Origin of the sequence: Aliivibrio salmonicida LFI1238, assembly GCF_000196495.1 — a bacterium.
Lineage (GTDB): Bacteria > Pseudomonadota > Gammaproteobacteria > Enterobacterales > Vibrionaceae > Aliivibrio > Aliivibrio salmonicida.
On the sequence record NC_011312.1, the window covers coordinates 1,878,154 to 1,904,875 of the forward strand.

At 38.8% G+C, this 26,722-nt stretch carries 22 protein-coding genes; 12 read left to right on the top strand and 10 right to left on the bottom strand.

Features of this window, described 5'->3' with window-relative positions:
* The first annotated feature begins 111 nt into the window (after nt 1-111).
* The gene (locus VSAL_RS09330) at nt 112-819 is read left to right on the top strand and encodes a DUF3581 domain-containing protein (RefSeq protein WP_012550360.1); all 708 of its coding nucleotides are present in this window, start codon (nt 112-114) and stop codon (nt 817-819) included.
* A gap of 483 nt (nt 820-1,302) precedes the next feature.
* On the opposite strand, the gene gyrA is transcribed toward VSAL_RS09330, so the two are convergent.
* A complete protein-coding gene (gene gyrA, locus VSAL_RS09340; protein WP_023603148.1) occupies nt 1,303-3,942 on the bottom strand; it encodes a DNA topoisomerase (ATP-hydrolyzing) subunit A in 2,640 nt (879 codons plus the stop codon).
* A 326-nt stretch (nt 3,943-4,268) separates the two neighbouring features.
* On the opposite strand from gyrA, the gene ubiG reads away from it, so the two are divergent.
* The 6 genes from ubiG (at nt 4,269) to yfaE (ending at nt 11,633) form a co-directional block, all read left to right on the top strand.
* Nucleotides 4,269-4,973, top strand: coding sequence for a bifunctional 2-polyprenyl-6-hydroxyphenol methylase/3-demethylubiquinol 3-O-methyltransferase UbiG (gene ubiG, locus VSAL_RS09345; protein ID WP_044583274.1), 705 nt, complete (start codon nt 4,269-4,271; stop codon nt 4,971-4,973).
* A 483-nt stretch (nt 4,974-5,456) separates the two neighbouring features.
* A complete protein-coding gene (nrdA, locus tag VSAL_RS09350; protein WP_012550363.1) occupies nt 5,457-7,733 on the top strand; it encodes a class 1a ribonucleoside-diphosphate reductase subunit alpha in 2,277 nt (758 codons plus the stop codon).
* A 168-nt stretch (nt 7,734-7,901) separates the two neighbouring features.
* Complete coding sequence (gene nrdB, locus VSAL_RS09355) at nt 7,902-9,035, top strand: class Ia ribonucleoside-diphosphate reductase subunit beta (protein ID WP_012550364.1); 1,134 nt, start codon at nt 7,902-7,904, stop codon at nt 9,033-9,035.
* Between the two features lie 173 nt (nt 9,036-9,208).
* Entirely contained in the window at nt 9,209-9,721 is a 513-nt protein-coding gene (locus VSAL_RS23875; protein ID WP_231850829.1) for a tetratricopeptide repeat protein, read from the top strand.
* Nucleotides 9,722-9,782: 61 nt separating this feature from the next.
* Entirely contained in the window at nt 9,783-11,300 is a 1,518-nt protein-coding gene (locus VSAL_RS09360; RefSeq protein ID WP_231850830.1) for a sensor domain-containing diguanylate cyclase, read from the top strand.
* A gap of 57 nt (nt 11,301-11,357) precedes the next feature.
* Nucleotides 11,358-11,633: a class I ribonucleotide reductase maintenance protein YfaE gene (gene yfaE / locus VSAL_RS22825; protein WP_012550365.1), complete on the top strand. Its 276-nt coding sequence runs from the start codon at nt 11,358-11,360 to the stop codon at nt 11,631-11,633.
* A gap of 57 nt (nt 11,634-11,690) precedes the next feature.
* Here the strand turns inward: yfaE and VSAL_RS09365 are convergent, their stop codons facing one another.
* A complete protein-coding gene (locus VSAL_RS09365; protein WP_012550366.1) occupies nt 11,691-12,923 on the bottom strand; it encodes a CinA family nicotinamide mononucleotide deamidase-related protein in 1,233 nt (410 codons plus the stop codon).
* Between the two features lie 226 nt (nt 12,924-13,149).
* On the opposite strand from VSAL_RS09365, the gene VSAL_RS09370 reads away from it, so the two are divergent.
* The gene (locus tag VSAL_RS09370; protein WP_012550367.1) at nt 13,150-14,322 is read left to right on the top strand and encodes an aromatic amino acid transport family protein; all 1,173 of its coding nucleotides are present in this window, start codon (nt 13,150-13,152) and stop codon (nt 14,320-14,322) included.
* A 161-nt stretch (nt 14,323-14,483) separates the two neighbouring features.
* The gene (locus VSAL_RS09375; protein WP_012550368.1) at nt 14,484-15,398 is read left to right on the top strand and encodes a DUF3943 domain-containing protein; all 915 of its coding nucleotides are present in this window, start codon (nt 14,484-14,486) and stop codon (nt 15,396-15,398) included.
* A gap of 48 nt (nt 15,399-15,446) precedes the next feature.
* On the opposite strand, the gene VSAL_RS09380 is transcribed toward VSAL_RS09375, so the two are convergent.
* Nucleotides 15,447-16,754: an IS4 family transposase gene (locus tag VSAL_RS09380; RefSeq protein ID WP_012549425.1), complete on the bottom strand. Its 1,308-nt coding sequence runs from the start codon at nt 16,752-16,754 to the stop codon at nt 15,447-15,449.
* 403 nt (nt 16,755-17,157) lie between these two features.
* Entirely contained in the window at nt 17,158-18,039 is an 882-nt protein-coding gene (locus VSAL_RS09385) for an IS982-like element ISVsa6 family transposase (RefSeq protein WP_012548944.1), read from the bottom strand.
* Nucleotides 18,040-18,138: 99 nt separating this feature from the next.
* Here VSAL_RS09385 and tnpA point away from each other — a divergent pair, with 99 nt between their 5' ends.
* From tnpA to VSAL_RS09400, 3 genes are all read left to right on the top strand, one after another.
* Nucleotides 18,139-18,351 (top strand): IS66 family insertion sequence element accessory protein TnpA, encoded by a 213-nt coding sequence (gene tnpA, locus VSAL_RS09390; RefSeq protein WP_044583275.1) that lies wholly within the window; start codon nt 18,139-18,141, stop codon nt 18,349-18,351.
* A gap of 98 nt (nt 18,352-18,449) precedes the next feature.
* Nucleotides 18,450-18,797, top strand: coding sequence for an IS66 family insertion sequence element accessory protein TnpB (gene tnpB, locus VSAL_RS09395; protein WP_012548924.1), 348 nt, complete (start codon nt 18,450-18,452; stop codon nt 18,795-18,797).
* 70 nt (nt 18,798-18,867) lie between these two features.
* Complete coding sequence (locus tag VSAL_RS09400) at nt 18,868-20,355, top strand: IS66-like element ISVsa2 family transposase (protein ID WP_012549008.1); 1,488 nt, start codon at nt 18,868-18,870, stop codon at nt 20,353-20,355.
* A gap of 92 nt (nt 20,356-20,447) precedes the next feature.
* Here VSAL_RS09400 and VSAL_RS09405 read toward each other — a convergent pair whose 3' ends face one another.
* The 6 genes from VSAL_RS09405 to VSAL_RS09430 form a co-directional block, all read right to left on the bottom strand.
* Complete coding sequence (locus VSAL_RS09405) at nt 20,448-20,834, bottom strand: hypothetical protein (protein WP_012550369.1); 387 nt, start codon at nt 20,832-20,834, stop codon at nt 20,448-20,450.
* 202 nt (nt 20,835-21,036) lie between these two features.
* Complete coding sequence (locus VSAL_RS09410) at nt 21,037-21,690, bottom strand: MBL fold metallo-hydrolase (RefSeq protein ID WP_012550370.1); 654 nt, start codon at nt 21,688-21,690, stop codon at nt 21,037-21,039.
* 59 nt (nt 21,691-21,749) lie between these two features.
* Nucleotides 21,750-22,871 (bottom strand): DUF1513 domain-containing protein, encoded by a 1,122-nt coding sequence (locus VSAL_RS09415; protein WP_012550371.1) that lies wholly within the window; start codon nt 22,869-22,871, stop codon nt 21,750-21,752.
* Entirely contained in the window at nt 22,852-23,871 is a 1,020-nt protein-coding gene (locus VSAL_RS09420) for an imelysin family protein (protein WP_012550372.1), read from the bottom strand. The genes VSAL_RS09415 and VSAL_RS09420 overlap by 20 nt, the downstream gene beginning before the upstream one ends.
* Before the next feature lie 10 nt (nt 23,872-23,881).
* Entirely contained in the window at nt 23,882-25,270 is a 1,389-nt protein-coding gene (locus tag VSAL_RS09425) for a di-heme oxidoreductase family protein (RefSeq protein ID WP_012550373.1), read from the bottom strand.
* Between the two features lie 129 nt (nt 25,271-25,399).
* Nucleotides 25,400-26,653 (bottom strand): imelysin family protein, encoded by a 1,254-nt coding sequence (locus VSAL_RS09430; RefSeq protein ID WP_012550374.1) that lies wholly within the window; start codon nt 26,651-26,653, stop codon nt 25,400-25,402.
* Between the last annotated feature and the right edge of the window lie 69 nt (nt 26,654-26,722).

Below are 26,722 nucleotides of genomic sequence, written 5' to 3' on the forward strand. Positions count from 1 at the left end.
TCTTTTATTTCTATCCTTTTTTTACTATCTTGACTGGATAGACCATTAAAGGATTAGAGATTAGGTATACTAGCGTGGTTATTTCATTAGCTAGGTTTTATCAAATATATTATGCAGTTAAATCAATATTTTTCGGAAACAGATAATTCATTTGAATTTACACGCCAACAAGCAAGTGATTTTGCGAAAAAAGTGGCAGGTGATTTCAACCCTATTCATGACGTAATCTCAAAGCGTTTCTGTGTTCCTGGTGATTTACTGTTTGCTGTTTTGCTTTCAAAAACAGGCATCAGTAATAAAATGCATTTTAATTTTGCTGGTATGGTATCGGACAGTACGTCACTTCATATCAATCATGCAGAACAAGGTGAATACTCTTTATCTGATCAAAACAATAAAGAATATTTACACGTTAGCCGCAGTGGTGATAAAAACATCGATCCTGAATTCATTGAAAACGTTGTAAAACAATATGTTCAATTCTCAGGCATGAACTTCCCACATATAATGGTCCCTCTAATGGAAGACAAGCAGTTAATGATCAACTGCCAACGTCCATTAGTGATTTATGAAAGTATGGACATCGAGTTTACTCGCCTTGATCTTGTTAAACCTAGCGTTGAATTTACGGGTGCAACAATGGATATAGAAGGAAAACGAGGACTAGTAAAGCTTAACTTTAAGTTTACTGAAGATGGTGAAGATGTGGGTCATGGTACTAAACGCATGATTGCTACCGGTTTAAAAACATACGATCAAGAAGCTATTAATGATCTCGTTGAACGCTTTACTGCTTTAAAAACGGCATATAACAACTAAAGTTTATAAGTCCCTCAAACATCCTATAAAAAGAGCGCTTTTGTGCTCTTTTTATTTGCCATAAGGCAAAGTAAATCACAAAACGTCCTATTGTTTTACGACCAATATCATACCATACTTATTCATAACTATAATGAATGTGAAGGCCATGACTTTCACGACACTTTAAAAGTTGGCGATGATGAAAACAGTAATAAAACCTGAAGAGCAGGTGCAATTTGAACGACCCGAATTAGATTCTCGGTCAGAAAAATCAACCTCCTTCTCAATAAACAGTCACTATACCTGTTGTGAGTGTTATGCAGCTTGGTTCGGACAACCTATTTGTATCGCATGTGGCAAAGAAAAATTTGTCATCACAACCGATCTCTATTCTGAACAACGTAAATTTGATATTTGCTAAAACTACTTCAAATTTGTCAAATTACAGAGACAAAAAAGCCCGCTTAAAAATAAGCGGGCTTTTTAATACGTTAAGAAAAATTATTCTTCTGTCGTATCTTCATCTGATTCAGCGTCAGGAGTTTCAGTTGCTTCAGTAATTACTGTCGCCTCTTCTTCACCTTCTACTACATCACCTTCAAGAATTTCAAGCTCTTCTGGTTCATCAATGCGTTGTAAACCAACTACATTTTCATCTTCAGCAGTACGGATCAGTGTAACACCTTGGGTATTACGACCCACTTGGCTTACTTCCGATACGCGTGTACGAACTAACGTACCTGCATCCGTGATCATCATGAACTCATCACCATCTTCAGCTTGAACTGCACCGACAACACTGCCGTTACGATCTGAAACCTTGATAGAAACAACACCTTGTGTTGCACGGCTCTTCGTAGGGTATTCAGAAATTTTAGTACGTTTACCGTACCCATTTTCTGTCACCGTTAGAATGTCACCTTCATTAGAAGGAACAATCAATGAAACAACCTGATCTTCACCAGTCAGTTTCATACCACGAACACCTGAAGCAGTACGGCCCATTCCACGAACATGTTCTTCGCTGAAACGAACGACTTTACCGGCTTTAGAGAACAGCATGATTTCATTTGAACCCGTCGTAATATCGACGCCGATTAATGAATCATCTTCACGTAGATTAACTGCAATTAAGCCGTTTGCACGAACTTTAGCAAATTGATCTAAAGATGTTTTCTTAACCGTACCATCACCTGTTGCCATGAAGATGAACTTATCTTCAGAATATTCAGATACTGGTAGAATCGCTGTAATACGCTCACCTTCTTCTAGAGGAAGAATGTTCACGATAGGCTTACCACGAGCGGTGCGGCTTGCTTGAGGAAGTTGGAATACTTTCAAGCTGTATGCTTTACCACGTGTAGAGAAGCAAAGGATATTATCATGAGTGTTAGCAACAAGTAGACGCTCGATATAATCGGTGTCCTTCATCTTAGTTGCACTCTTACCTTTACCACCACGACGTTGCGCTTCGTAATCACCTAGAATTTGGTACTTAACATAACCTTCACGAGAAAGTGTTACTACAACATCTTCTTGTGTGATTAAGTCTTCTATATCGATATCGTGAATAGCAGCACCAATTTCAGTGCGACGCTCATCACCATAAGTATCACGAACCGTAATTAATTCATCACGAATGATTTCCATTAGACGTTCAGTGCTTGCAAGGATATGCATTAGCTCTGCGATTTCATCTAATAGTGCTTTGTATTCATCTAGAATTTTTTCATGTTCTAAACCAGTTAAACGGTGTAGACGTAATTCTAGAATTGCTTGAGCTTGTTGTTCCGTTAAGAAGTATTGACCTTCACGAATACCAAACTCTGGCTCTAACCAATCAGGACGAGCAGCATCTGTACCAGCACGCTCTAGCATGTCGGCAACATTACCAAGATCCCAACCGCGAGCGACTAGGCCTTGCTTTGCTTCTGCTGGTGATGGCGCATTTTTGATTAGATCAATGATCTCATCAATGTTTGCTAATGCCAGCGCCAAACCTTCAAGGATATGAGCACGATCACGCGCTTTGCGTAATTCAAAAATTGTACGGCGAGTTACCACTTCACGACGGTGATCAACAAAACACTTCAACATTTCTTTTAAGTTGAACAGTTTTGGTTGGCCATTATCAAGTGCCACCATGTTTACGCCGAATGTAGTTTGAAGCTGAGTTAATGAGAATAAGTTATTAAGAACCACCTCACCCACTGCATCACGCTTACATTCGATAACAATACGCATACCATCTTTATCAGATTCGTCACGCAGTGCTGAAATACCTTCGACTTTCTTATCTTTAACAAGCTCAGCGATCTTTTCGATCACACGTGCTTTGTTAACTTGATAAGGGATCTCAGTAACAATAATGGTTTCTTTACCATTTTTGTCCGCTTCGATATTTGCTTTAGAACGCATGTAAACTTTACCGCGGCCTGTTTTATATGCATCAACGATGCCTTTACGACCACTGATTAATGCAGCTGTCGGAAAGTCAGGACCTGGAATGTAGTTTATTAGCTCATCGATAGTAATATCTTCATTCTCGATGAATGCTAAACAACCATTAACCACTTCAGTTAAGTTATGAGGAGGTATATTAGTTGCCATACCAACTGCGATACCTGATGAACCATTAACTAATAAGTTAGGTACACGAGTAGGTAATACCGCAGGGATCTGTTCTGTACCATCATAGTTAGGAACGTAATCGACGGTTTCTTTGTCTAAATCGGCCAACAATTCGTGGGCAATTTTCGACATACGAACTTCGGTATAACGCATTGCCGCAGCAGAGTCACCATCGATAGAACCAAAGTTACCTTGGCCATCAACAAGCATATAGCGTAGTGAGAACGGCTGCGCCATACGTACTATCGTGTCGTATACAGCACTATCACCATGTGGGTGATACTTACCAATTACGTCGCCGACGACACGGGCAGATTTTTTATATGGTTTATTCCAATCATTACCTAATACATCCATCGCGAATAAAACACGGCGGTGTACAGGTTTTAGACCATCACGCACATCTGGAAGAGCACGACCAACGATTACTGACATCGCATAGTCTAGGTATGAACCTCGAAGCTCATCTTCAATATTTACGGGCGTGATCCCTTTAGCAAGATCGCTCATAGAGCCAATATCCCTCAAATTAGTTCTGTCGTATCAATATCAATTACTTTATCAATTAGATCCACTATAAAGATAAAGTAATTGATACTGATAAACGTGCAAGATTGCAAAATATAGCACATAACGCTTCTATGTCGCATCGTTTTAATTCGCAAAATCACTCTTAAGCTTAAGAATCCTACGAAATCGGGAGCAAGTCACAAATCAATTCATCATATTCTTGAAAAGCCTCATAAAAACCGGTGAAAAAATCGCCATTTTAAAGTCTCTCTTTCTGCTTTTTTTCTGTATATAATAAGGAGAAGATGAAAAAGGAATTAAGAACTATGACTCAGCAGTTAAATGTCGATCCAGCAGAAATCAAAAAATTTGAAGATATGGCCTCTCGTTGGTGGGATTTTGAAGGTGAATTTAAACCTCTACATCAAATCAATCCATTACGCCTTAATTATGTATTGACCAACGCCAATGGTCTATTTGGTAAAAAAGTATTAGATGTTGGTTGTGGCGGCGGTATTTTAGCTGAGAGCATGGCAAAACAAGGTGCAGACGTTATTGGGTTAGACATGGGGAAAGAGCCTCTAACCGTCGCTCGTCTTCATGCATTAGAAACGGGCACTATATTAGAATATATCCAATCTACTGCAGAGCAGCACGCAGAAGAATACCCTGAAACATACGATGTAATAACCTGTATGGAAATGCTAGAGCATGTGCCAGACCCTTTGTCTGTGATTCGTGCTTGCGCTAAAATGATAAAACCAGGTGGGCATGTATTTTTCTCCACCTTAAACCGCAATATCAAATCCTATCTGTTTGCCATTGTTGGCGCAGAACACGTTCTTAAATTGGTCCCAAAAGGCACTCATGATCACGATAAGTTCATCCGTCCTTCTGAATTATTAAAAATGCTCGATCAAACAGCATTACAAGAGCGTGGGATCACTGGTCTTCATTACAATCCATTAACAGACGCTTATTCATTAGGCACAAATGTTGATGTTAATTACATCGTTCATACAACGCTGTAAAATTCAGGCTCTTTATTTATTCTTAATGTAAATAAAGAGCTTTTTCTTTCTACGTCCCTCCTATCATTTTATCTCTTGCTCTTTTTCTCACGACATCACATTTTAGAACAACAAATCAGCAATTTTTTTCGATAAACAGAGATCCACCAAAACCACAAAAATCAAGAGAAATATTTTTTCAGCTGCTTACTTCTCAACCATTATCAAATCCGCTATTTCTGATAGCTTGATATAGCTAATCTGACTCGGTTAGTAGTTACTTACTGTTTTTTTTTATTAAGAGGTTATTCACAAGACTGTCTCATTTCCTGACTTGATCCTTTTGCAAATAATCACTATCTTGTATCTAACTAATGATTACCCCCTATATGTAGTGTTTATTCTAATTTTCACTAAAATAGAGTTTGATCACAAAACAACAACGAAAATTACAAAAATTACATATTTCGTTGTTTATTCTTCATTTTAAGGAAAAGTAGACAAATGACCCCACAGCTTACCGTTACTAAGCGAAATGGCACCACAGAAAAGATCAATTTAGAAAAGATCCATAAAGTGATCACCTGGGCTGCTGAAAATCTGGATAATGTTTCTGTTTCACAAGTTGAAATGAAATCCCACATCCAGTTTTATGAAGGCATGAAGACATCTGACATTCATGAAACCATCATCAAAGCAGCGGCCGACCTTATCTCTGAAGAAACGCCAGATTACCAATACCTTGCTGCTCGTTTGTCTGTTTTTCACCTTCGTAAAAAAGCGTATGGCCAATTTGAGCCACCAACGCTATTTAAGCACGTAAATAACCTGATCGAATTAGGTAAATACGATAAGCACATTACAGAAGATTACACGGAAGCAGAATTCGACTTGATGGATCAAATGATCGATCACAGCCGTGATATGGACTTCTCTTACGCTGCTGTTAAACAACTAGAAGGGAAATACTTCGTACAAAACCGCGTAACGGGCGCGATCTACGAAAGTGCTCAATTCCTTTATATTTTAGTTGCGGCGTGCTTATTTGCTAAATACCCAAAAGATACTCGTCTGGATTACATTCAACGTTTCTACGACGCGACCTCTAAATTTAAAATATCGTTACCAACACCGATTATGTCTGGTGTTCGTACGCCAACACGTCAATTTAGTTCATGCGTTCTAATTGAATGTGATGATAGCCTTGATTCAATCAATGCAACGGCAGGCTCTATTGTACGTTACGTATCACAACGTGCAGGTATTGGCATCAATGCCGGTCGTATTCGTGCACTTGGCTCTGAAATTCGTGACGGTGAAGCATTCCATACTGGTTGTATCCCATTCTATAAATACTTCCAAACAGCAGTAAAATGTTGTTCTCAAGGTGGTGTTCGTGGCGGCGCTGCAACCTTGTTTTACCCTATTTGGCACCGCGAAGTAGAATCACTATTGGTTCTTAAAAATAACCGTGGCGTTGAAGAAAACCGTGTTCGTCATATGGATTACGGCGTTCAAATTAACAAGCTTATGTATACTCGCCTAATTAAAGGGGAACACATCAGCTTATTTTCACCTTCTGATGTTCCTGGTATGTACGAGGCTTTCTTTGCTGACCAAGTAGAGTTCGAGCGCCTGTATCTTAAATACGAACAAGACACATCAATTAAGCGTGAAACAATTAAAGCGATTGAGCTGTTCTCATTACTAATGCAAGAACGTGCTTCAACAGGCCGTATCTACATTCAAAACGTCGATCACTGTAATACACACAGCCCATTCGACCCAAGTGTTGCTCCAATTCGCCAATCTAACTTATGTTTAGAAATTGCTCTACCAACTAAGCCACTAACACACGTTAATGACGAAGAAGGTGAAATTGCATTATGTACTCTGTCTGCATTTAACCTAGGTGCGATAGAGAAATTAGAAGAGCTTGAAGAATTAGCGGAATTAGCGGTACGTGCTCTTGATGCACTTCTTGATTACCAAGACTACCCATTACCAGCAGCTTACAAATCAACAATGAACCGTCGTACGTTAGGTGTAGGAGTTATTAACTACGCTTATTACCTAGCGAAAAATGGCGTTAAGTACTCTGATGGCAGTGCAAACGGATTAACGCATAAAACGTTTGAAGCAATTCAATTCTATCTTCTAAAAGCATCTGTAAATTTAGCGAAAGAACAAGGCGCTTGCCCTGCTTTCAATGAAACTACCTATGCTCAAGGTATCCTACCTATCGATTCTTACAAAAAAGACATCGATAATATATGTAGTGAAGAATTACATTTAGATTGGGAAGAATTACGTTCAGACATTAAAACTCACGGTTTACGCAACTCAACGTTATCGGCATTGATGCCGTCTGAAACCTCTTCACAAATCTCAAATGCAACGAATGGCATTGAACCACCACGTGGTTTTGTATCAATCAAAGCATCAAAAGATGGTATTTTAAAACAAGTTGTTCCTGATTATTTGAACTTAAAAGATAATTATGAGCTACTTTGGAACATCGGCTCTAACGATGGCTACTTGCAATTAGTCGGTATCATGCAGAAATTTGTCGACCAAGCAATTTCAGCGAATACAAACTATGATCCAAACAGTCAGCCAAATGGCAAAGTACCAATGAAGCTATTGCTTAAAGACTTGTTAACAGCTTATAAGCTAGGTCTAAAAACATTGTACTACCATAACACTCGTGATGGCGCGAGCGATTCACAAGGCGATTTAGCTCAAGATGATGATTGTGAAGGCGGCGGCTGTAAAATATAAATAGCCCCTTCGATATTTAGCCCGCTTTCATTGCGGGCTTATTCATTTTTTAATCATTCATATCAACGCCTATCAATACAAACCTATGTATTGATAGGCATTGCTATTATAATAGTAAGAAACAGAAAGCCCTTGCATTCTTTTGGCTTTCATAAGATTGAGGTTTACATGGCGTACAGTACTTTTCGACAAGAAAAAAACGATCAATTAAAAGAACCAATGTTTTTGGGTAATTCTGTAAACGTTGCTCGATATGATCAACAAAAATTTCAAGTATTTGAAAAACTGATCGAAAAGCAACTTTCCTTTTTCTGGCGTCCTGAAGAAGTTGATGTTTCTGGTGATCGCATTGATTACAATAATTTACCTGAACATGAACAACATATATTCATCAGTAACCTTAAATACCAAACACTGCTTGATTCAATTCAAGGTCGTAGCCCTAATGTTGCCCTACTTCCTTTAGTTTCTCTTCCTGAACTAGAAACATGGATCGAAACATGGTCTTTTTCTGAAACGATTCACTCACGTTCATACACACATATTGTTCGTAATATAGTGAATGACCCAGCCATTATCTTTGATGATATTGTTGAAAATGAAGAAATCCTAAAGCGCGCAAAAGACATTGCTCATTATTACGATAACCTGATTCAAGCCACTAACGATTACCACCGCTTTGGCGAAGGCACTCATACTGTCAACGGTGAAGAAATTATCGTTTCAAAACGTGAATTAAAGAAAACGTTGTATCTTTGCTTAATGTCGGTAAATGCACTCGAAGCCATTCGTTTCTACGTAAGTTTTGCTTGTTCTTTTGCTTTTGCAGAACGCAAATTAATGGAAGGAAATGCGAAAATAATCAAACTGATTGCTCGTGATGAAGCCCTTCATCTAACCAGTACTCAGCATATGGTAAATCTACTTCGTACTGGTCAAGATGATCCTGAATTTGTAGAAATCGCGGCAGAATGTGAACAAGACTGTTTCGACTTATTTAAAGCCGCGGCAGAGCAAGAAAAAGAATGGGCTAATTACCTATTTAAAGACGGCTCTATGATTGGTTTAAACAAGGATATTCTATGCCAATATGTAGAATATATTACAAATTTACGTATGAAGGCTGTTGGACTATCAGGCGCTTATGATGGTGCAACTCAGAATCCTATTCCTTGGATTAACTCATGGTTAAGCTCTGATAACGTTCAGGTTGCCCCACAAGAAACAGAAATAAGTTCATACCTTGTTGGACAAATCGATAATGACGTTAGTGCCGACGATTTAGGGGATTTCGAACTCTAATTTGAGATCTTTCATCTGCATATTAGCCGAGTTAATTAACTCGGCTTATTTACAACAATGATAAAGCGCACAAAAATCATACTAACCCCGCCTAAAAATGAGACATCACTTCATGTAACCCTATCCTTATGGCATAATATCTTGTAATTACACAAGGACTATAGATTGAAATTATGGCTATTAATCAATGGAATGATTACTTACTTGAGCAAGTACGCCAACTGCCAATGGCATCATCAAAACAGCAAGTGCAATTTCAACTCAACACAATTGAAGTGGAAGCATCGAAGCTAAATCGATTGATCCCTCAAGAATTTGAATTAATTTTCACAGCCTATATGCAAGCCCGAACAGGCAAACTCATCGCCGCTATCAGTACTTTTTTTGATGCGATCAGTCTTGCTCAACAAACCAACCAAGAATTTTTGATCTGCTTTTGCCATTATAATATTGGTACTCTTTATGGCATGCTCGGTAATTATTTCTATGCGAATAAATTTTTAACGAAAGCAGAAAAATCACAACAATTTTGCGATCATTATATCTGCGCTATTATTAAAAATAATATTGGGGATATTTTTCGTCAACTTGGTAACTTCACTGAAGCTCTCACTTATTTATCTTCCGCCGCAGAAACCTTAAAAAAAATATGGCCCTCAAGGATCAGCCGCGCTCCCTCTGTTTAATATTGCAGAAATTAAAGCCAAACAATTCCACTTTTCAGAAGCCGAAATTATTTTATCTTCCTTGTACCCAGTAATAAAAAATGAAGCCAGATACTTAGGTTTTTATTATAAAATCAATGCAGAGATTGCAGGCAACCAAGAAGACAGTAACAAAGCGGAAGAGTACCACTTACTTTCAATTGAAAATATGAAAGCATCTAACAACGATTATTATCTATCAGAAATGATTTTAGAATACTGCCATTTTCTTACGAGTAACAATAAATTTGATGTTCTTGATGATTATATTCAACAAGGGTTAGTCATTGCTAAATCGTTAGAGAGTGATAAATTAATTGATGGTTTCAACGATATTATTCTACTTAGAATTCAAGATATTAAAGATATTACAATTAGAGAGGAGCACTATAAAACACTCACCTCCTCTCTTCTTAATTCAAGACGTGAACTCTTAAAACGCGAAAATGAGTACCTACAACAATTATACCGTTTAAACACCACTAAACTTGAATTAAGTACAATGAAAGCCTTATCAGACAATCTGGCGGTTATTAATAAAATTGGCCAATATATTAGTACCTCGACTGATATACAAAGTATCTTACCAAAGATACAACATGACCTTTCTTCATTATTTCAAACAGACACTCTCGCGTTAGGGTTTTACGAACAACATAAAAATGAGATAGTCATTCATTATTTAGATGACTCTACTATTGTAGATGCCCCCTATGTCACTCATTGTGATAAAGAAGCAACTTACATGAGCTATTGTATTAGTACCGCAACCCCATTTTATTTTAATCACATGACTTGTGAAGAAAAAATAACCTTACTAGGAGATAGCTGCAATAAGAAAGTTAACTTTCACTCTGCGATGTTTGCCCCTATTTTTATTAATAATGAAGTAAATGCGGTATTTACAATTCAAGCAAAAGAGAGCTACCAATACCAAGCCTTTCATTTTGAGCTATTTTCTCAACTGATTAGCTACATCTCTATATCACTTGAAAATCAACAAAACAGACAACAACTTTTAGCGTTATCTCAAACCGATCATCTTACGCAAGTTTGGAATAGAAAATCCCTAGACATTCATTTTCAGCAATTAAAGTCTCAAAAAATAAAATACTTCACAGGGGTAATGATTGATATCGACCATTATAAAGAATACAACGATACTTATGGGCACGTTGCTGGCGACGAGGTATTAATTCAAGTCAGTAATATTATCAAAAAATATTTTTACAGCTTAACCACAAATGTCTACCGCTATGGTGGGGATGAGTTTTTTGCTTTATTAGAAGGCATTGATCAAGAAAAAACACAGCATAAACTATCTTGTATGCTTGAAGAACTTACATCTCTGCAAATTCCACATAAAAATTCAACATGCTCAACCTACGTTTCGGCGTCAGTTGGCATTGCTTATTTATCTGATAATGAAAAAAACATCACGCTAAATCAATTGATTGATGAATCAGATAAAGCGCTCTACCATGCAAAGCGAAACGGCCGAAATCAGTTTTGTGAGCGGTCTCAATTTACCAAATTAAACGCTGAAACCTTAAGGCATTAATTCATTTTTAAACTATGTTATAGTCACTATTCTATTTTTAGAACCCTTAATCAAACAATGAAAATATACATAAATAAAATAATAACGATCACCAACCAGCCCAATGTTTCTTTGCTAGAAATGATGGAACAACAAGGCATGGTCGTCGAATCACACTGCCGTAACGGTGACTGTGGCACTTGCCGGTGCACGTTAGTGTCTGGAGAAGTCAGTTACTCTACGTTCCCACTTGCTTTTTTAGCCCCTAATGAAATATTGCCTTGCGTTTGTACAGCAAAAACAGATCTTGTTATCGACGATCTTACGTTCCAAACTCTCGCAAAAAAAGCATAAAAAAACGACCCTTCTAGGATCGCATTATTCGGTTATCAAGCACATCAATACGTTAAACTATAATGCACTCTGTGGTACGTAAATTTCTGATTCACGATTTATCGATTCATATTGACCAAACATCGGTTTCTTTTCTAAACAACGACGCAGCATATCTAACATGAGTGTCGAGACTAATGAACGCATATCATTATAATTATAATCACGCTTTAGGCTGATTAACTGTCCCCATTCGCCATAAGCCGTTGATAATGCAACAGCAACTTTGCCATTAAACATAGGACCAGAAGCTAAACCAATTGACGTTTGAGTTCTCTCTCGTGTTGCCGCCGCCAGTGCTAAAGCAGCAGCCAGTGGATCTTGCCCTGCCATTTGCTGATCAATTTTAGAAGATAAAATCCAACCCTGCTTCATGCAAGAGCGAATTTGTTCATCTTCTTGCAACCAATTGGTTAACCACCCACCCGTCGCCTGCTCCGCAACCGTAAAGTTCAGCATAAATTCAGACAGTAATGCACCAACATTAGGGAGCATTGATTCATCAACACTAACAACGTTGTCCCCTAGAAGGTGATATATCGTCTCTAACGTAGGGAAGCGTCCATCATGATTTGCCGGACCAAATAATTTCACTTCAATAAAGGGTAACGAAGAACGGTATCCAATATCAAAACCATGCGGAAGTCGTACACTTTGAAGCTTATCCTGAATACCCGATTCTGATAAACCAAACGTAAACAATCGGCTGCATTCAGACGCTTCAGTCATTGGATGCCATTGTTTCATACGTGGCAAGATTTGATGCTCAACCATTACTTTAAACTCCGATGGGACGCCTGGAGTAAAGATAACGATTGTTTTATTTAATTCAATGAAGAAACCACACGCAGTACCAACAGGGTTCTCAATCAACTGAGCACCTTCAGGTAACATTGCTTGTTTAATGTTACTCCGTGGCATCTCTTTACCCTGCTCTAAATAACGAGCCTGCATGCGATCTAGCCAATATTGTGACATCACAAGTGGACAGTTCATTACTTTCGCAGCCGCTTCTCCAGAAATATCATCAGAGGTAGGGCCTAACCCCCCATTAACAATCACAATAGAGGCATTTTGACTTTGATGCTGAATTTCAGAAACCAATGAATCTATGTTATCCCCAACCGTTGAGCGGTTAGATAACTTAAACCCATGCTGATAAAATAACTGAGACATCCATGCTGCATTGGTGTCAACAATGTCGCCATGTAAGACTTCCTCTCCTGTGCTGATCATTGCAATTTGCAACATGCACTTTTCCTCTTTGATATTTCTATAATTACCTCTAATTTATCACATTAGGCTATTCAAAAACTATGATGTTGAGTAAATATTACCGTATTTAAGCACACTTAACATTTTGTAATAATAAGTTTACACCTAGTGTATTCTTATTATTACAATAATTTGAATTAGAGATAAATAGGCAGTACATTCGCATCACTAACAAAGTATTACAGAAGAAAAGAGACAGTCTATGAAGTCAAAAGTATTCGGAAGTTCACTTATAATTGCAGGAACGACCATCGGTGCAGGCATGCTAGCCTTGCCATTAGTCTCGGCAAGTCTTGGATTCTTTACAGCAAGTGTATTAATGATAGCCATTTGGGCAGTGATGAGCTATACGAGTTTGCTGATGCTAGAAGTTCATCAGCACAGTGATCGTTCAGCAACATTGCATAGCTTAGCTTTGCAGTTTCTGGGAAAGAATGGACAACGACTGGCTACCTTTTCGATGCTTTTTCTTTTTTACGCTTTATGTGCCGCTTACATTGCCGGAGGCAGTGAGCAATTTCACACCAAAATTAATCAACTCTCTTTTATTTCATTATCGAAAACGAGTTCAACGATTCTATTCACCCTTATTATCGCGTTCATTATTTCACTAGGCACAAAAACCGTCGATTTTATTAATCGTGGGTTATTTAGCTTAAAAATCGTAATGCTAATTGCGATACTCTTCTTCTTAACCCCGAATATTAGTGGCGAGTACTTATTAGCATTACCGGTTGAACAAGGCGTTTTCATTACGGCTTTACCTGTAGTGTTTACCTCTTTTGGTTTCCACGGAAGTATTCCTTCGATAGTGAAATACTTAGAACTTGATATTAAGAAAATTAAAATCAGTTTATTGGTTGGATCATCAATTCCACTTGTCATTTACCTTTTTTGGCAAGGCATTACACTTGGTCTATTGTCGCAAAGTGAATTCTCAACGATAAATAGCTTAACCGCCTTTATAACGACGATTCAAAACTCGATAGATAAAGCTTACATTCAACAAGCCTTGTCCTTATTTGCCGATCTCGCTTTGATCACGTCATTTATAGGAGTCAGTCTTGGATTGTTTGACTTTTTACGTGATTCATCTAAAAAATGGCAACAATCTACCATTATTACGGCATTACTAACTTACACTCCTCCCTTGTTATTTGCTTTGTTTTATCCACAAGGATTTATTATGGCACTAGGGTATGCCGCTATTGCACTTGTTATTTTAGCGTTATTTTTGCCTGTTGCTTTGGTTGTTTCTGCACGAAAAGTACATACAGGCACTCATTACCAAGTAGCAAGTAAGAACTTGGGGTTAATCGTAGCGGTCATCCTTGGAATAACAATAATTGGCTGCCAAATAGTGGTATCACTCTAAATATAATGACTAATAATAGTTTTATTAATTGAAGTCTGAACTATCATTAAAAGTTATAAACACTCGTTTTTATGAGTGTTTTTACTTTTATGTTTTGCATTTTATCTCTAATAGTAGATAATTGTGACCTAGCTCGTATTTAATATAGTTAAGGACTTTCAGTGAAAAAACAAGCAATAGCCAGTTTGCTTTTAGGGTGCACTGCGTCAACACAAGCATTTGCACTTGATACTAACAGCGCTTATGACATCGATTATAAAAGTGATTGTTCTAGCAACATTTATTCAAGCTATTGCTCTGCGGCTTCATTTGATTTCTCCCCTGTACGGTTAGCGGGTGATGTGACGCCATCAAAAAAAGCGGATAATAACGATTTCGCGACAGAACAAGTCCCCCATTATCTACGCGTATCTGATCAACGAGATTGGGATTACTTACTCGCGCAATCCTATACAATCCTTGGCTTAAGTGTTGCCACTGTTGGTTTAATGACATTTCTACCAGAAAGTATCACTAAATGGGATTCTGAAGATTCAAGTCTTAAAGGTCTTGGCTCTAAATGGAAAGATAATGTCACAGCGGGTCCTGTTTGGGATAAAGATGAGCATTTCTTAAACTATGTAATGCACCCTTATTTTGGTGGTGTGTACTATACCGCAGCTCGACATGCCGGTTTTAATGAATTTGAATCGTTCCTATACTCAACAACGATGTCTACTTTTTTCTGGGAATATGGTGTAGAAGCATTTGCTGAAGTCCCATCAATTCAAGATTTATTTGTAACGCCTTTCTTTGGTGCCGTTGTTGGTGAGCTAATGCTGCAACAAGAGCTTAGTATCACGGCAAATGGTGGCGAAGTATTAGGATCAGACACATTAGGTAGCGTCAGCTTATTCTTCTTAAACCCAGTGGGTCATATTCATTATTGGGTAACCGATGCATGGGGTGGAGATACTGAAGTTAACCTTGCTTATAATGCTTGGTTTAGTAATGGTGATGCGGCACAATTTGCTTATGATGCAGGCATGCCTTACACCGACCAATTTGTCGGCCTTGAAGTTAAATTAAAATTCTAAGCGTATAGACACTAAAAAAAAGACATCCTAAGCGGTAATGCCGTTCACTTAAGGGTGAATGGCATTCTTGTTTCTGGCATATCGTTGAGGTCTTGGTTTTACCATTCGAGGGAATGTTCTTTCCCTTCGCCTATCAAGTATTAAGCTTTCAGCCATCTGGTGGAAGCCTTTTAATTGTCGAGGGATCGCTCCTGGCGTTGAGTATGGTAAACCAACTAATAATGCAGATACATGAGCAAGTGTCCCATTAAAACTCAATTGATAAGGGAGATAATTTCCTTTTAAATTAAAGCAAAGCTCTACCATTTGGTAGCGAATTAAATTATAAGTCAACAAGATACCCCATAGTTCTTGTTTCACTAATTCAGGCAGACGGCTTCGTAGTGTTAAGCGATTTCCTAACATGTATTGTTTCTGCTCTCGGTAACCCAATTCTATTTCCCAACGATGCTCATAAAGACCGACTATATCTTTCAATGGGTAACGTAATGGGTCAATCATTGACGTCAGAACTTGATAATCTTTTCCTTTAATTTTTCGAGTCACGAGACGAGCAGTCATCGTTTCAGGTAAATTAGAAAACAGTTTTCTTGCTCTTGGGTTACTCCGAAGAATAACAAGTTTGTCATTACGACCTAGCGATCGAATTATTTCATATTGAGTATTTTTTTTAAGGGGAATAAGCCAGTGACGCTCTGAGCCTGTCATCTGCCATTTATGTAGTAATCCTAATGAATAGAACCCCTTATCGAACATAGTTACGCTATGGTCAGGTGTACTATCTATTAACTTCTCTGCCAATATCATTTCATTTGTATTGTAATTATCGAAAGCGCTCGCTGTAATAAGATGACTGCTTAGCTCCATTTGGCAAACCATTCTTACCTGTGGATATTGAGTTCCTTTTTGGCGAGAAAAAGCCTCTTCATTTTTCTGGTTATCAGGTGCTCTCCATACAACACCATCAACGCCTAAGAGAGTTAGTCCATTCCATTTAGGAAGATTAGCACTCTTAAGCCAGGAACTTGTCATTCGCTCAAAGACTGCTTTCATTGCTGCTTCACCTAGATTTTTTCGGCGCTGAGTAAGGGCACTAGGAGCGACAAAAGCTTTACCTGTACGGTCTACAATATCAAGCTGATTAACTAAATCCTTCATGGATTTATTGTTATAGATAGCCATACCAACAAGTAACCATACCATTGATTCAAGAGTAAGCTTTCGCTTCCTCATCGTCACCGTATCAGTGAGAGAATAAGCCTCATCAATCAGATGGATTGGAAGTAAATCAGCGAGAGTCTCTACGTTGCTAGGTTTCCAGTCATTGATTATGTTTAGAGCTTGAGAAACATCCATAAAAAAATCCAAGTGCATAAAATACACTTGGATTTTGACATCTAAAAAGGATCGGTCAACCGATCATATTTACCTTAAATGATCGGCATTACATCCTAAGCGGTGTCTTTTTTTATATCTAAAATTCGCTCTACCTAATCCTGATTCCAGTCATTATCTTTTCATTTTAATAATCAACAGATTAATCGCGACATCGCAAATAGCTCATCTAATTAATGTCATATGAGTCTGATTTTAACAAAGAGAATAATCTGGTGTTTATGTTAATTAGAATGCTTAACTAGATTACAAACACAGTAAGCGTGCGGGGAACTACACCTAACAAATAAAATTCATTATGCGTATCTTACGATCTTTCATTTAACGAGAACGTAATTAACCTGAATTCTGGATAAAACATGCTTTAAGCGAGGATTAGTTCAAATTCACATTCTGATAGCTTAATTCGTGGCTTTTGTTTTTTTAAACAATAAGCCACAACGCCTGAAATTACATTTAGCATGAAACCAGTCACGCTACGATGACGGCTATGTTCAATTTGAGAGATATTCTTCAATTGGTCATTTATCGTTTCGATAATGTATCTCTTTGATAACATAGCCTTATCAAAAGCACTTATCTCTTTTGCTTTCATGTTTTTTCGCGAGGTAGTCACTAAATCGACATCAGAGTTCTTTAAGCTCTCACTCAACTTTTTACCTATGTACCCTTTATCAGCGTACAATTTCCCCGAGAGTTCTTTGCATAAATCAGGTACAGGAGTCCTATCATTTACATTGCCAGCTGTGATTTTCAGCGAAATAATTTCTCCAAGATGGTTAATCAATAAATGAAGTTTGAAGCCGAAAAACCATCCCATGGTACCTTTTCCTCTTTTCGCAACACCATCAAAGACTTTATGGCGAGGAATTCGAATGTTATGGCATACTTTAAGACTCGTGGAGTCAACAAAAGCAATGCCAGTCGGCTTACCTTTGATAGATTGAAAATAGGCACACATTGGGGCGATTAGGCTAGGCATTTTGCTCACAAATCGAGTGTAGCTAAGTAAATTTGGAAAGTATCCTTTCCAATATTGATGAACTAACCCGATATAGAAGTTCTTGAAATCTCTATGATTTGATTGATGAAAAGCGATGACAATAGTCATACATTCACTAGTAGACATTACTGACTGACGTTTTCTTTTTCTCTCACTAGCCTCAACAAGGTATTTTTCCCATTGAGATAAGAATTGATAACAAAAATCATCGACATCACAAAATATATCAACTAATTTATTCATCTTGCCCACCTTTTAAAATACGTTCAAATAATTCTTGGTCGAAAGATCTGATCGTTAGGTGGGCAATTAGTTCAGCCTTATCCAGAATTCAGGTTAATTATGCAAAAAGATAAAAAGAGAACACCAGAGCAATGGCACGCTCTATTTGAATCTCAGCAATCTAGCAAGCTTAGTGCCGCTGAATTTTGTCGTAACCATAATATTCTGCCAAAGACATTTAGTGCACGTAAAGCACAAGGGAAACAAAAGATTAACGCTTCTACTTTCTTGAAAGTAGAAGCGTTAACATCAACTATCATCGCCACTCCATAATTACCAGATATTCAACTTTCTATCGGAAAATTGCGATTAACATTGCCAGCTAATACTGAACCTCACTGGATAGGACTCTTATTAAAAGGGTATCAATCATGAATGTATTTACTGATGTTTCCACCATTTATCTTCATCGTGATTTTGTCGATTTTCGCAAGGCCATTAATGGCCTTGTCGTGATTGTTGAGCAAGAAATGCAACTATCACCGTTTAGTGATGCTCTATTTATATTTTGCAATAAGCCTCGTGATAAACTCAAAATATTGTATTGGGATAAAACAGGATTCGCTTTATGGTACAAGCGATTAGATGAAGACCGCTTCAAATGGCCACGAAATATAAATAACGATACGTTAGCATTATCAGAGCAGCAACTGACACTGCTATTACAAGGTTTTGATATCTTAGGACATCAACCGGTACATTATCAAACAACCCTTTAAATAGTTATTCTCAGTCAAGAATAGGAGGCAACCGATTGATTACCTGTATTATCGTTATATAGTCATCTACATGACTGATAAAATAAAACCACTTCCTGATACCATTGACGAGCTGAAAGCACTTGTGCTTCAGCTTGAAAATAAATATAACCGTCTTCTAGAGCAATTTCGGCTGGCTCAACATCAGCGCTTTGGTAAAAGCAGTGAATCTGACTCGACTCAATTTGATTTATTCAATGAAACAGAAGAAGAAATCATCATTGAAAATGATGACACACAAACGATTACCTACACTCGTCAAAAGCCAAAACGCCAACGCTTACCTGAAGACTTACCGCGTACTGTTATTATCCACGACATAAAAGATAAAACTTGTAAGTGTTGCGGTCTAGAGATGCATGCGATGGGTAAAGACATCAGTGAAAAGTTGGAATTTGTACCAGCTAAAGTGGAAGTTATTCAACATGTTCGTCCTAAATATGCTTGCCGAAATTGTGAAAAAAACAATACTTCAGTAGACATTAAACAAGCCCCAATGCCAGCGTCACCAATCCCTAAAGGGATTGCGACCGCAAGTTTACTTGCTCAAATTATTACGGCTAAATTTCAATACAGTCTTCCACTTTATCGTCAAGAAACGTTATTTCAGCAATGGGGTATCATTATTGGACGGCGAACGATGGCGGATTGGTTAATAAAATGCTCGGTACTATTTACCCCTCTTAATAACGAGTTACATCGTATTTTGCTTGAACAACCCACTCTGCATTGTGATGAAACAACGGTAAATGTGTTGGATGTGGAAAAAGCAAAATGTTATATGTGGGTCTACTGCTCTGGCTATGATTCTCCAGGCTCTGGTGTTTTGCCTGGAATTGTACTTTATGATTATCAATCTAGCAGGCATGGCTACCATCCAGTTAACTTTTTAAAAGGTTATAACGGGTATTTACATACCGATGGTTACCAAGGTTATGAACAAACTGAAGCGATTTTAGTTGGCTGTTGGGCACACGCACGTCGACGATTTATTGAGGCTCAACGTGTTCAAGTAAAAGGGAAAACAGGGAGTGCAGATTGGGTATTGAGTAAAATCCAAAAGCTATACCGGATCGAATCGTTATTAAAAGAGGCTTCCCCTGAAGCCAAGTATGTTGCTAGGCAGACAGAAGCCCGCGATTTACTTAAAGAGCTCCGTGATTGGCTTGATAGCGCAGTTAGTCGAGTATCACCTAAAACAAAATTAGGTGAGGCGATTAGCTATACATTAAATCAATGGGATAAATTAGTTCGTTATATTGATGATGGATTGTTATCTATTGATAACAATCGAGCAGAGCGAGCGGTTAAACCGTTTGTTATCGGCCGGAAAAACTGGTTATTTTCGGGTTCAACGGCTGGTGCAGATTCAAGTGCAATGCTTTACAGCATTGTAGAAACAGCAAAGGCAAACGGATTAATCCCTTACGATTATATTAGGTATTGTCTAGATCGTTTATGTGTTGGATCGCCAGATATCGATTCACTTTTACCTTGGAATGTAAAAGACAAGGTGTAGTTCCCCGCACGCTTACCAAACACAAAGTTACAGACACAAAAAAGCCGAGGCAATCTCGGCTTTTTTGTGTCTTAAAGCGACTTACTAAAACATTACGCTGCTTTGTAAATTACTTTATTACCAGCAAGTTGTTCACGTACAACAAGGTTTTCTTCAACTAGCTTTTTCAAGCCACCTGTCGCCCATGCTGCCGCTTTTGCTTCTTCTTGACCAGCAGCTACGCCAATCTCTTTTGAATTGATACCTTCAGGATTCTGGCAAACAATATCAAATACAGCCTTTTGCTTTGGCGTTAGAGCGATGTCCGTCGCTACTGCTGCCACTGTAGGTGCTGCAACAACTACTGCTTCCACTTTTTTCTCAACTGGTTTAGCTACTTTTGCAGGTTTAACCGCTTTTTTCACTTCAGTTTTTGGTGTAGTTGCTTTAATACGTTTATGCAGCTTTGACTGTACTTTACGTTTGTGAGCAATTTTCATGAAACTTAAACTCCGTTGCGCTATATCTATTTTAAAGCAATAAAGCTCGAAAACGATAGCGGAAAAAAGATGTCAATCCCTAAAATGAAACTCAAATAGTTGTATCGGAATTGGCGAAGCGCGTTTTATACCAAAAAACGCGCAATATTTATAGGCATGGCTGCACTGTATGGCGAAAAGTGCGGCACTTTTGCCAAAATACTTACCAAAGAGGCAATTCATCCGCTACAAATGGATTTGTTTTACGTTCATAACCAAACGTAGACTCAGGTCCATGTCCCGGTACAAATTTCATCTCATTACCTAAAGGCCACAGTTTTGTTTTAATTGATGCAATTAATGTTTCGTAATCACCTTTAGGGAAATCAGAACGACCAATCGCACCTTTAAACAATACATCACCAACAAATGCCATCTTAGCTTCTTGATTAAACAGTATTACATGACCGGGAGTATGACCCGGAGTATGCAGCACATGCAGTGCTTGATTACCAAATTCAACAATATCGCCTTCCTCTAACCATTGATTGGGTTCAAACGCATCGGTATGTGGAAAACCAAATCGTTGACTTTGACTTGGAAGCCCTTGTAACCAAAATTCATCTTCTTTATGCGGACCAATAATTGGAGCACCCGTTAATGCAGCTAAAGGCTCTGTGCCACCAACGTGGTCTAAGTGACCATGAGTTAGTACCAAACTAACCACATCGATATTCAATGCGTCTATCGCTTGTTTTAGAAGATCCACATCACCACCAGGATCAACCACCACTCCTTTCATTGTTTCATCACACCAAACAATAGAGCAGTTTTGCTCATAAGCAGTAACCGGAATAATTTGATATTGTAAGCTCATGTTTATCTCTTCTTAAATGAATTATCCTAAGAATAACATGACTATTATTTAAGTGGAATTCAGACCAGAATTTTACTCCAATGATTATCCCACATCACCCTTGTTTGATGGCTTTCAACCTCGCCACTTTCGGTTCGCCCAACCACCTTTCCGGCACCTGAACTGATATACCATCGTGGGACATCTTGATGATTACGACTTACCACCACACCAGAGGCATCAACTAAAGTCACAATCTCAACCAAAGTATTTTGTTTTAAATCCCACACACCATAGCAATTCCCCCTAGGAGAGGTTGCAATCACGTGATCACCCAATACAGCGATACTGGCAATGTAATGATTAAATCTAAGCCATTCTTCTGGTTCTGCATTTAATTGAACTAACGGTTTACCACGTTCATGGATGGCCACTAACGGCATTCCATCTTCGGGTTCACCACGGTATTGTTGCCCACACAATACTCGCCCATCATCCGTTAATGATAAATGGCGAATACTTAACTTATGATCAGCTAGCCCTACGCTTTCAAGAACCTCCCCCGTAACCGTAGACAGATACACCAATGCAGGAATCATCGTTTCAATATTCATCGGCTCTCTGTCTTTGGTATGCACACCACCAACCCCAATGGCCAATGTGGTGTCATCGACTTTTATAATTTCGTGAGGACCAATTCCAAAATCCGTGAATTCATGCACTTTCGTTAACTGATTATTTGAAAGGTGGTAAACACCTACAATTCCTTTACTGGTCTTTTTCTCTCCCTCAGTGACATACAACCTCTTACCATCAGAAGAAAACACACCGTGACCATAAAAATAGCGATTAGGCATCGCCGCGGTAATTGAAAAACTCTCACCCGTTTTAACAGTAAACAATTGCATATAACTGCCGGGCCTACGAGCAAACGCAACCGCGAGCGAACCATCAGGGCTTATTGCAACACCATGCCCTCTTTCAGGTAAAGGAATAGCATGAATAGGAAGTCCCTCGCTGTCAGCCACAATCGCATTAAAGTGCCCATTAGCAGTACGAGCACAAGAGATCAGTGATGGCGAACCATTTTTCTCATGAGTATTGATTGCAGAGCAAGCGGCTAACCAAGGGGACAACGTAACCACCCCAACACCACCTTTCAATAAGCTCCGTCTTTGCTTATTAATCTCCATCAGTGGCATTAAATCCTATTGCGATGTTCAATTCGATGGCAACTTCTTCATGGATTAAGTATTTCAAATACTCTAACTTATTGTATAAAGAGAGGGTTTGTTGGTATCCAGATTTACTTTGTAATGTCGTAAATAAAGAAGGACTTTCAGGCCACGTTTCTAACGTAGATGAAAAATGGTCAACAATACGATCCGCTAAATCTACATGCCCTTCCATTCTCAAATGATGATCTAATCCGAAACCATTTGCTAAATACAACGCCTGCATTGCCTCAACGTTTTTTTCCAGCATAAGTAATGAGGTTTCTGAACGCCATGCCTCAGAAAAATAAGGTCTCGGTTGACCTATTTTGGCTAACGGTCTGCTTATTTTTTTCATACTGTAATCAAGTTGATTCGCAAGCAACGCAACGTATTCATTTAACCACATGGTTTCATCTACTTCATCCCACGGGTTAGTTTGCCACGCTTGTGCTATTTTCTGAGCGTTTAATGAAAAGTTACTCGTTATTGCACTGCCTAATTCGCACGAACCTTCACTTGGTAACGTTGAGGCATTATCAAATAACAACCACTCTATCGCCCCTACTCCTTGAGTTGTCACACTTTGCTGTTGGATCTCCGGGATATTCCACTCTTGATCTTTAGTCAGCAATTGGCTCATTTTTCTACCTGTGGTGTTTTTCTTATCAGGCCAGAATTGCATATTCCAATTTAATGATAATGCTGACTCAGGACCTCTCTCTTGTCCTTGTAAAGCCATCCACGCTTCCATTGTTTGTTGCCATTGTTCAGTTAGCTCACCTTTATGCTGTCCACTAGTGCAATAAGCCGCAAACTTAACCGCCAATCGTTGGCTTGAGGCCGCTAAACGCTCAGCCGATTGTTTTTCAATAAAATAAACATGATCGACCATTTGAATGGAATCTGGTTGCTCACTCGTTTTACTTGTACTCTGGCAAGCGGTTAAAAAAGCCACGGAGACAAATAATAAATAAAGAGGTTTCATCGCTAATACCTTACAGTGACTCTAAAAACGCGAGTAATGCGTTACGATCTTGGGTTGATAGTTTGACGACATCATCACGGCTTTGTTGCGCTTCACCACCGTGCCATAGAATGGCTTCAAGGGCGTTTCTAGCACGCCCATCATGCAACATCTCTGTATGTCCATTCACTTCTTGTAAGTAACCTAACCCCCATAACGGTGGCGTTCTCCACTCCTGTCCATCCGCTAAAAATTCGGGACGATTATCGGCTAGCCCTTCCCCCATATCATGCAACAACATGTCAGTGTAAGGATGAATGGTTTGATTCGACAATGCAGGTCTGTTCGTAATATTGGCGGTTTTAATATTCGATTGATGGCAACTTTCACAGCCAATGTCTTTAAAGATTCTTTGACCGACGATCACTTGATGATCCTTTACATTACGACGAATAGGAACAGCAAGGTGCTGTGAATAAAATTCAACAAAGTTTAGGATCTTATCACTCACTTCTGGCGTACCACCATGGGGTAGCTTTTCACAAATAGTTTGAGCTTGAGTGCAATCATCTTTCGGGAATAAATTACTGGTTAATCCAAGATCACCATTAAATGCCGCCGCATTTTGTTGCATTAAACTCGGTTGGCCCGCTTTCCAGCCAAATCGACCTAAAACCAATGCTTCGTTTTTTGCATCCCATACACGATTCGCTTTCCCTGAGATGCCGTTATTGTCCTCCTGTTGTTTTTTTGCAAACTCTAGAATCGTTGATTCAGGAATTGACTCTAATAATCCTAAGCCAATCATGGGTGGTGCAACCCGTGCAGACATCAGCACATTTTTATCCATCTCCCCATAAGCTAACTCTTTAATGGATAAGTTCGGTTTACGAAGAGTGACAACGTCACCATCAGACAGCTGCACTTTCTTTTCACTGTAAGTAATGTGTATCTGGCCCTCAGGCTTTGCACCAGACAACGAAAAATCTTGTAACTGTCCGCCATAGATAGGTTCAGGAATAACACCCTCAATAATTACGCGTTTTTTCTGCTCCGGTGTTAATGCCGGAATACTTAAACGCACCAGCATTGAAACGGCATTAGTATCCCCTTCTCTTGGTGCATGACCTCGACCATCTTTAATATGGCAATTTTGACAACCGTTGGTATTGAATAATGGACCTAATCCATCTCTAGCATCCGTAGATGCAGGAGCTTGCACCCAAGGGTTACGAAAAAAACTGTTGCCCACACTAAAATCTAAACGCTTACTCATTGGAAGATTGGCGGCAGGTAAAGAAAACGCATTTGCCCCTTCTTTTCGCACACTGGTTTTTCCTCCAGAAGCAACATCAGAAGAATGCACAGAAAAAGAAGTAACGATAAGCAGAAGAAGCGTTCCAGCGACTGAAGATTTCATGATATCTAACATCCTGATATTCATTAGTAATAATTAACCAATGGTTAAACGAAAAACGGCTCAATCACTTTCTCGGGGAAAAAAAGTGATTGAGCCTAGGAACAACGTTACCGAATAAAGAGTCGTAAATTAAAACTCATGATCCGCGGTATCAGGATTCAAGCTTGTAATGCCAATGATATTAGCCGCACGCTCAATCGACGCCGTTTGAGTCACTAATGCCATAATCGATTGATTAACCAATGCATTCCCTGCCGCATTATTTGCAGCAATGAGTTGATCAAAATGTTGATTGTTTTCTTCTGCAGAAATCACCAATGTTTTCACTTGCTCGCGAGCTTGATCAAACTGTTGTTGGATCTCTTTGGCCGCTTGTTTGTCTTTTTGAGCCACCAATTCATGAATACTAGGGCCTGCTAATATTGTTCCATCCGTACGTTTGTATGTACCGGTATAAACATTGTAGATGCCTTGTTCATTATAATAATGAGAGTTATGCGTATTATCAGAAAAACAATCATGCTCATCTTCTGTCGAGTTAGCCTCTAATGCTACCTTCATACGCTCCCCTGCAAGCTCACCTAAAGACAAAGAGCCCATACCAAATAGCATTTTACGAAGACCTTGCTTTGAAGACTCTTCCAGTAGTTCTGCTCGGTAATTTGTCTCGCCTTCTTTCCACTGCTTCTCCATCCAAGACAAATCACTGATCAATAACTCAGACGCTGCTTTTAAATATTCAGCACGACGCTCACAATTACCGTTCGTACATGCCGAACCGATGGCATAATCCGTATAAGGACGCTCACCAGCTCCGGCATTCGTTCCATTGAGATCTTGACCCCATAGAAGAAATTCAATCGCATGGTAACCAGTTGCTACATTCGCCTCAGATCCACCTAACTCATTAAGAGCAGCTAAATGATCGGCTTTAATGTTGGTAACATCAATTGTTTCTGCTCCGATTTTAATGCTTTTAGAAGAGACAATATTTGCTTTGGCGCCATCATTACCTAGTTCGTATTGGTAATCATCAGCCACATAATCAATCAACCCTTCATCAAGTGGCCATGCATTTAATTGCCCTTCCCAATCATCAACCACTGGGTTACCAAAACGGAAAACTTCGGATTGTTGGTAAGGAACACGAGCGGCTTTCCATGCGATTTTGGCTTGCTCTAGTGTTTTCTCTGAAGGGTTCGCTAAAAAAGCATTTAACGTGGTATCAAGCGATTGTGCAGTGGTTAATGCATCGCTATAAACCGCATGAGCGATGTCTGCATAATGTTCGACTACTTCAGATTGAGTTGCTGCATAGGAAAAAGTAGGTAAAACAAAGAGTGATGCAGTAAGTAAATTCCGAGTAATGTTGACGTGGTTCATAAATCATCCTTGTTGAGCAAATTAATTTTAGTCATTAACCTGCCTTTCTTGTTAGGAAGTATTAATGAT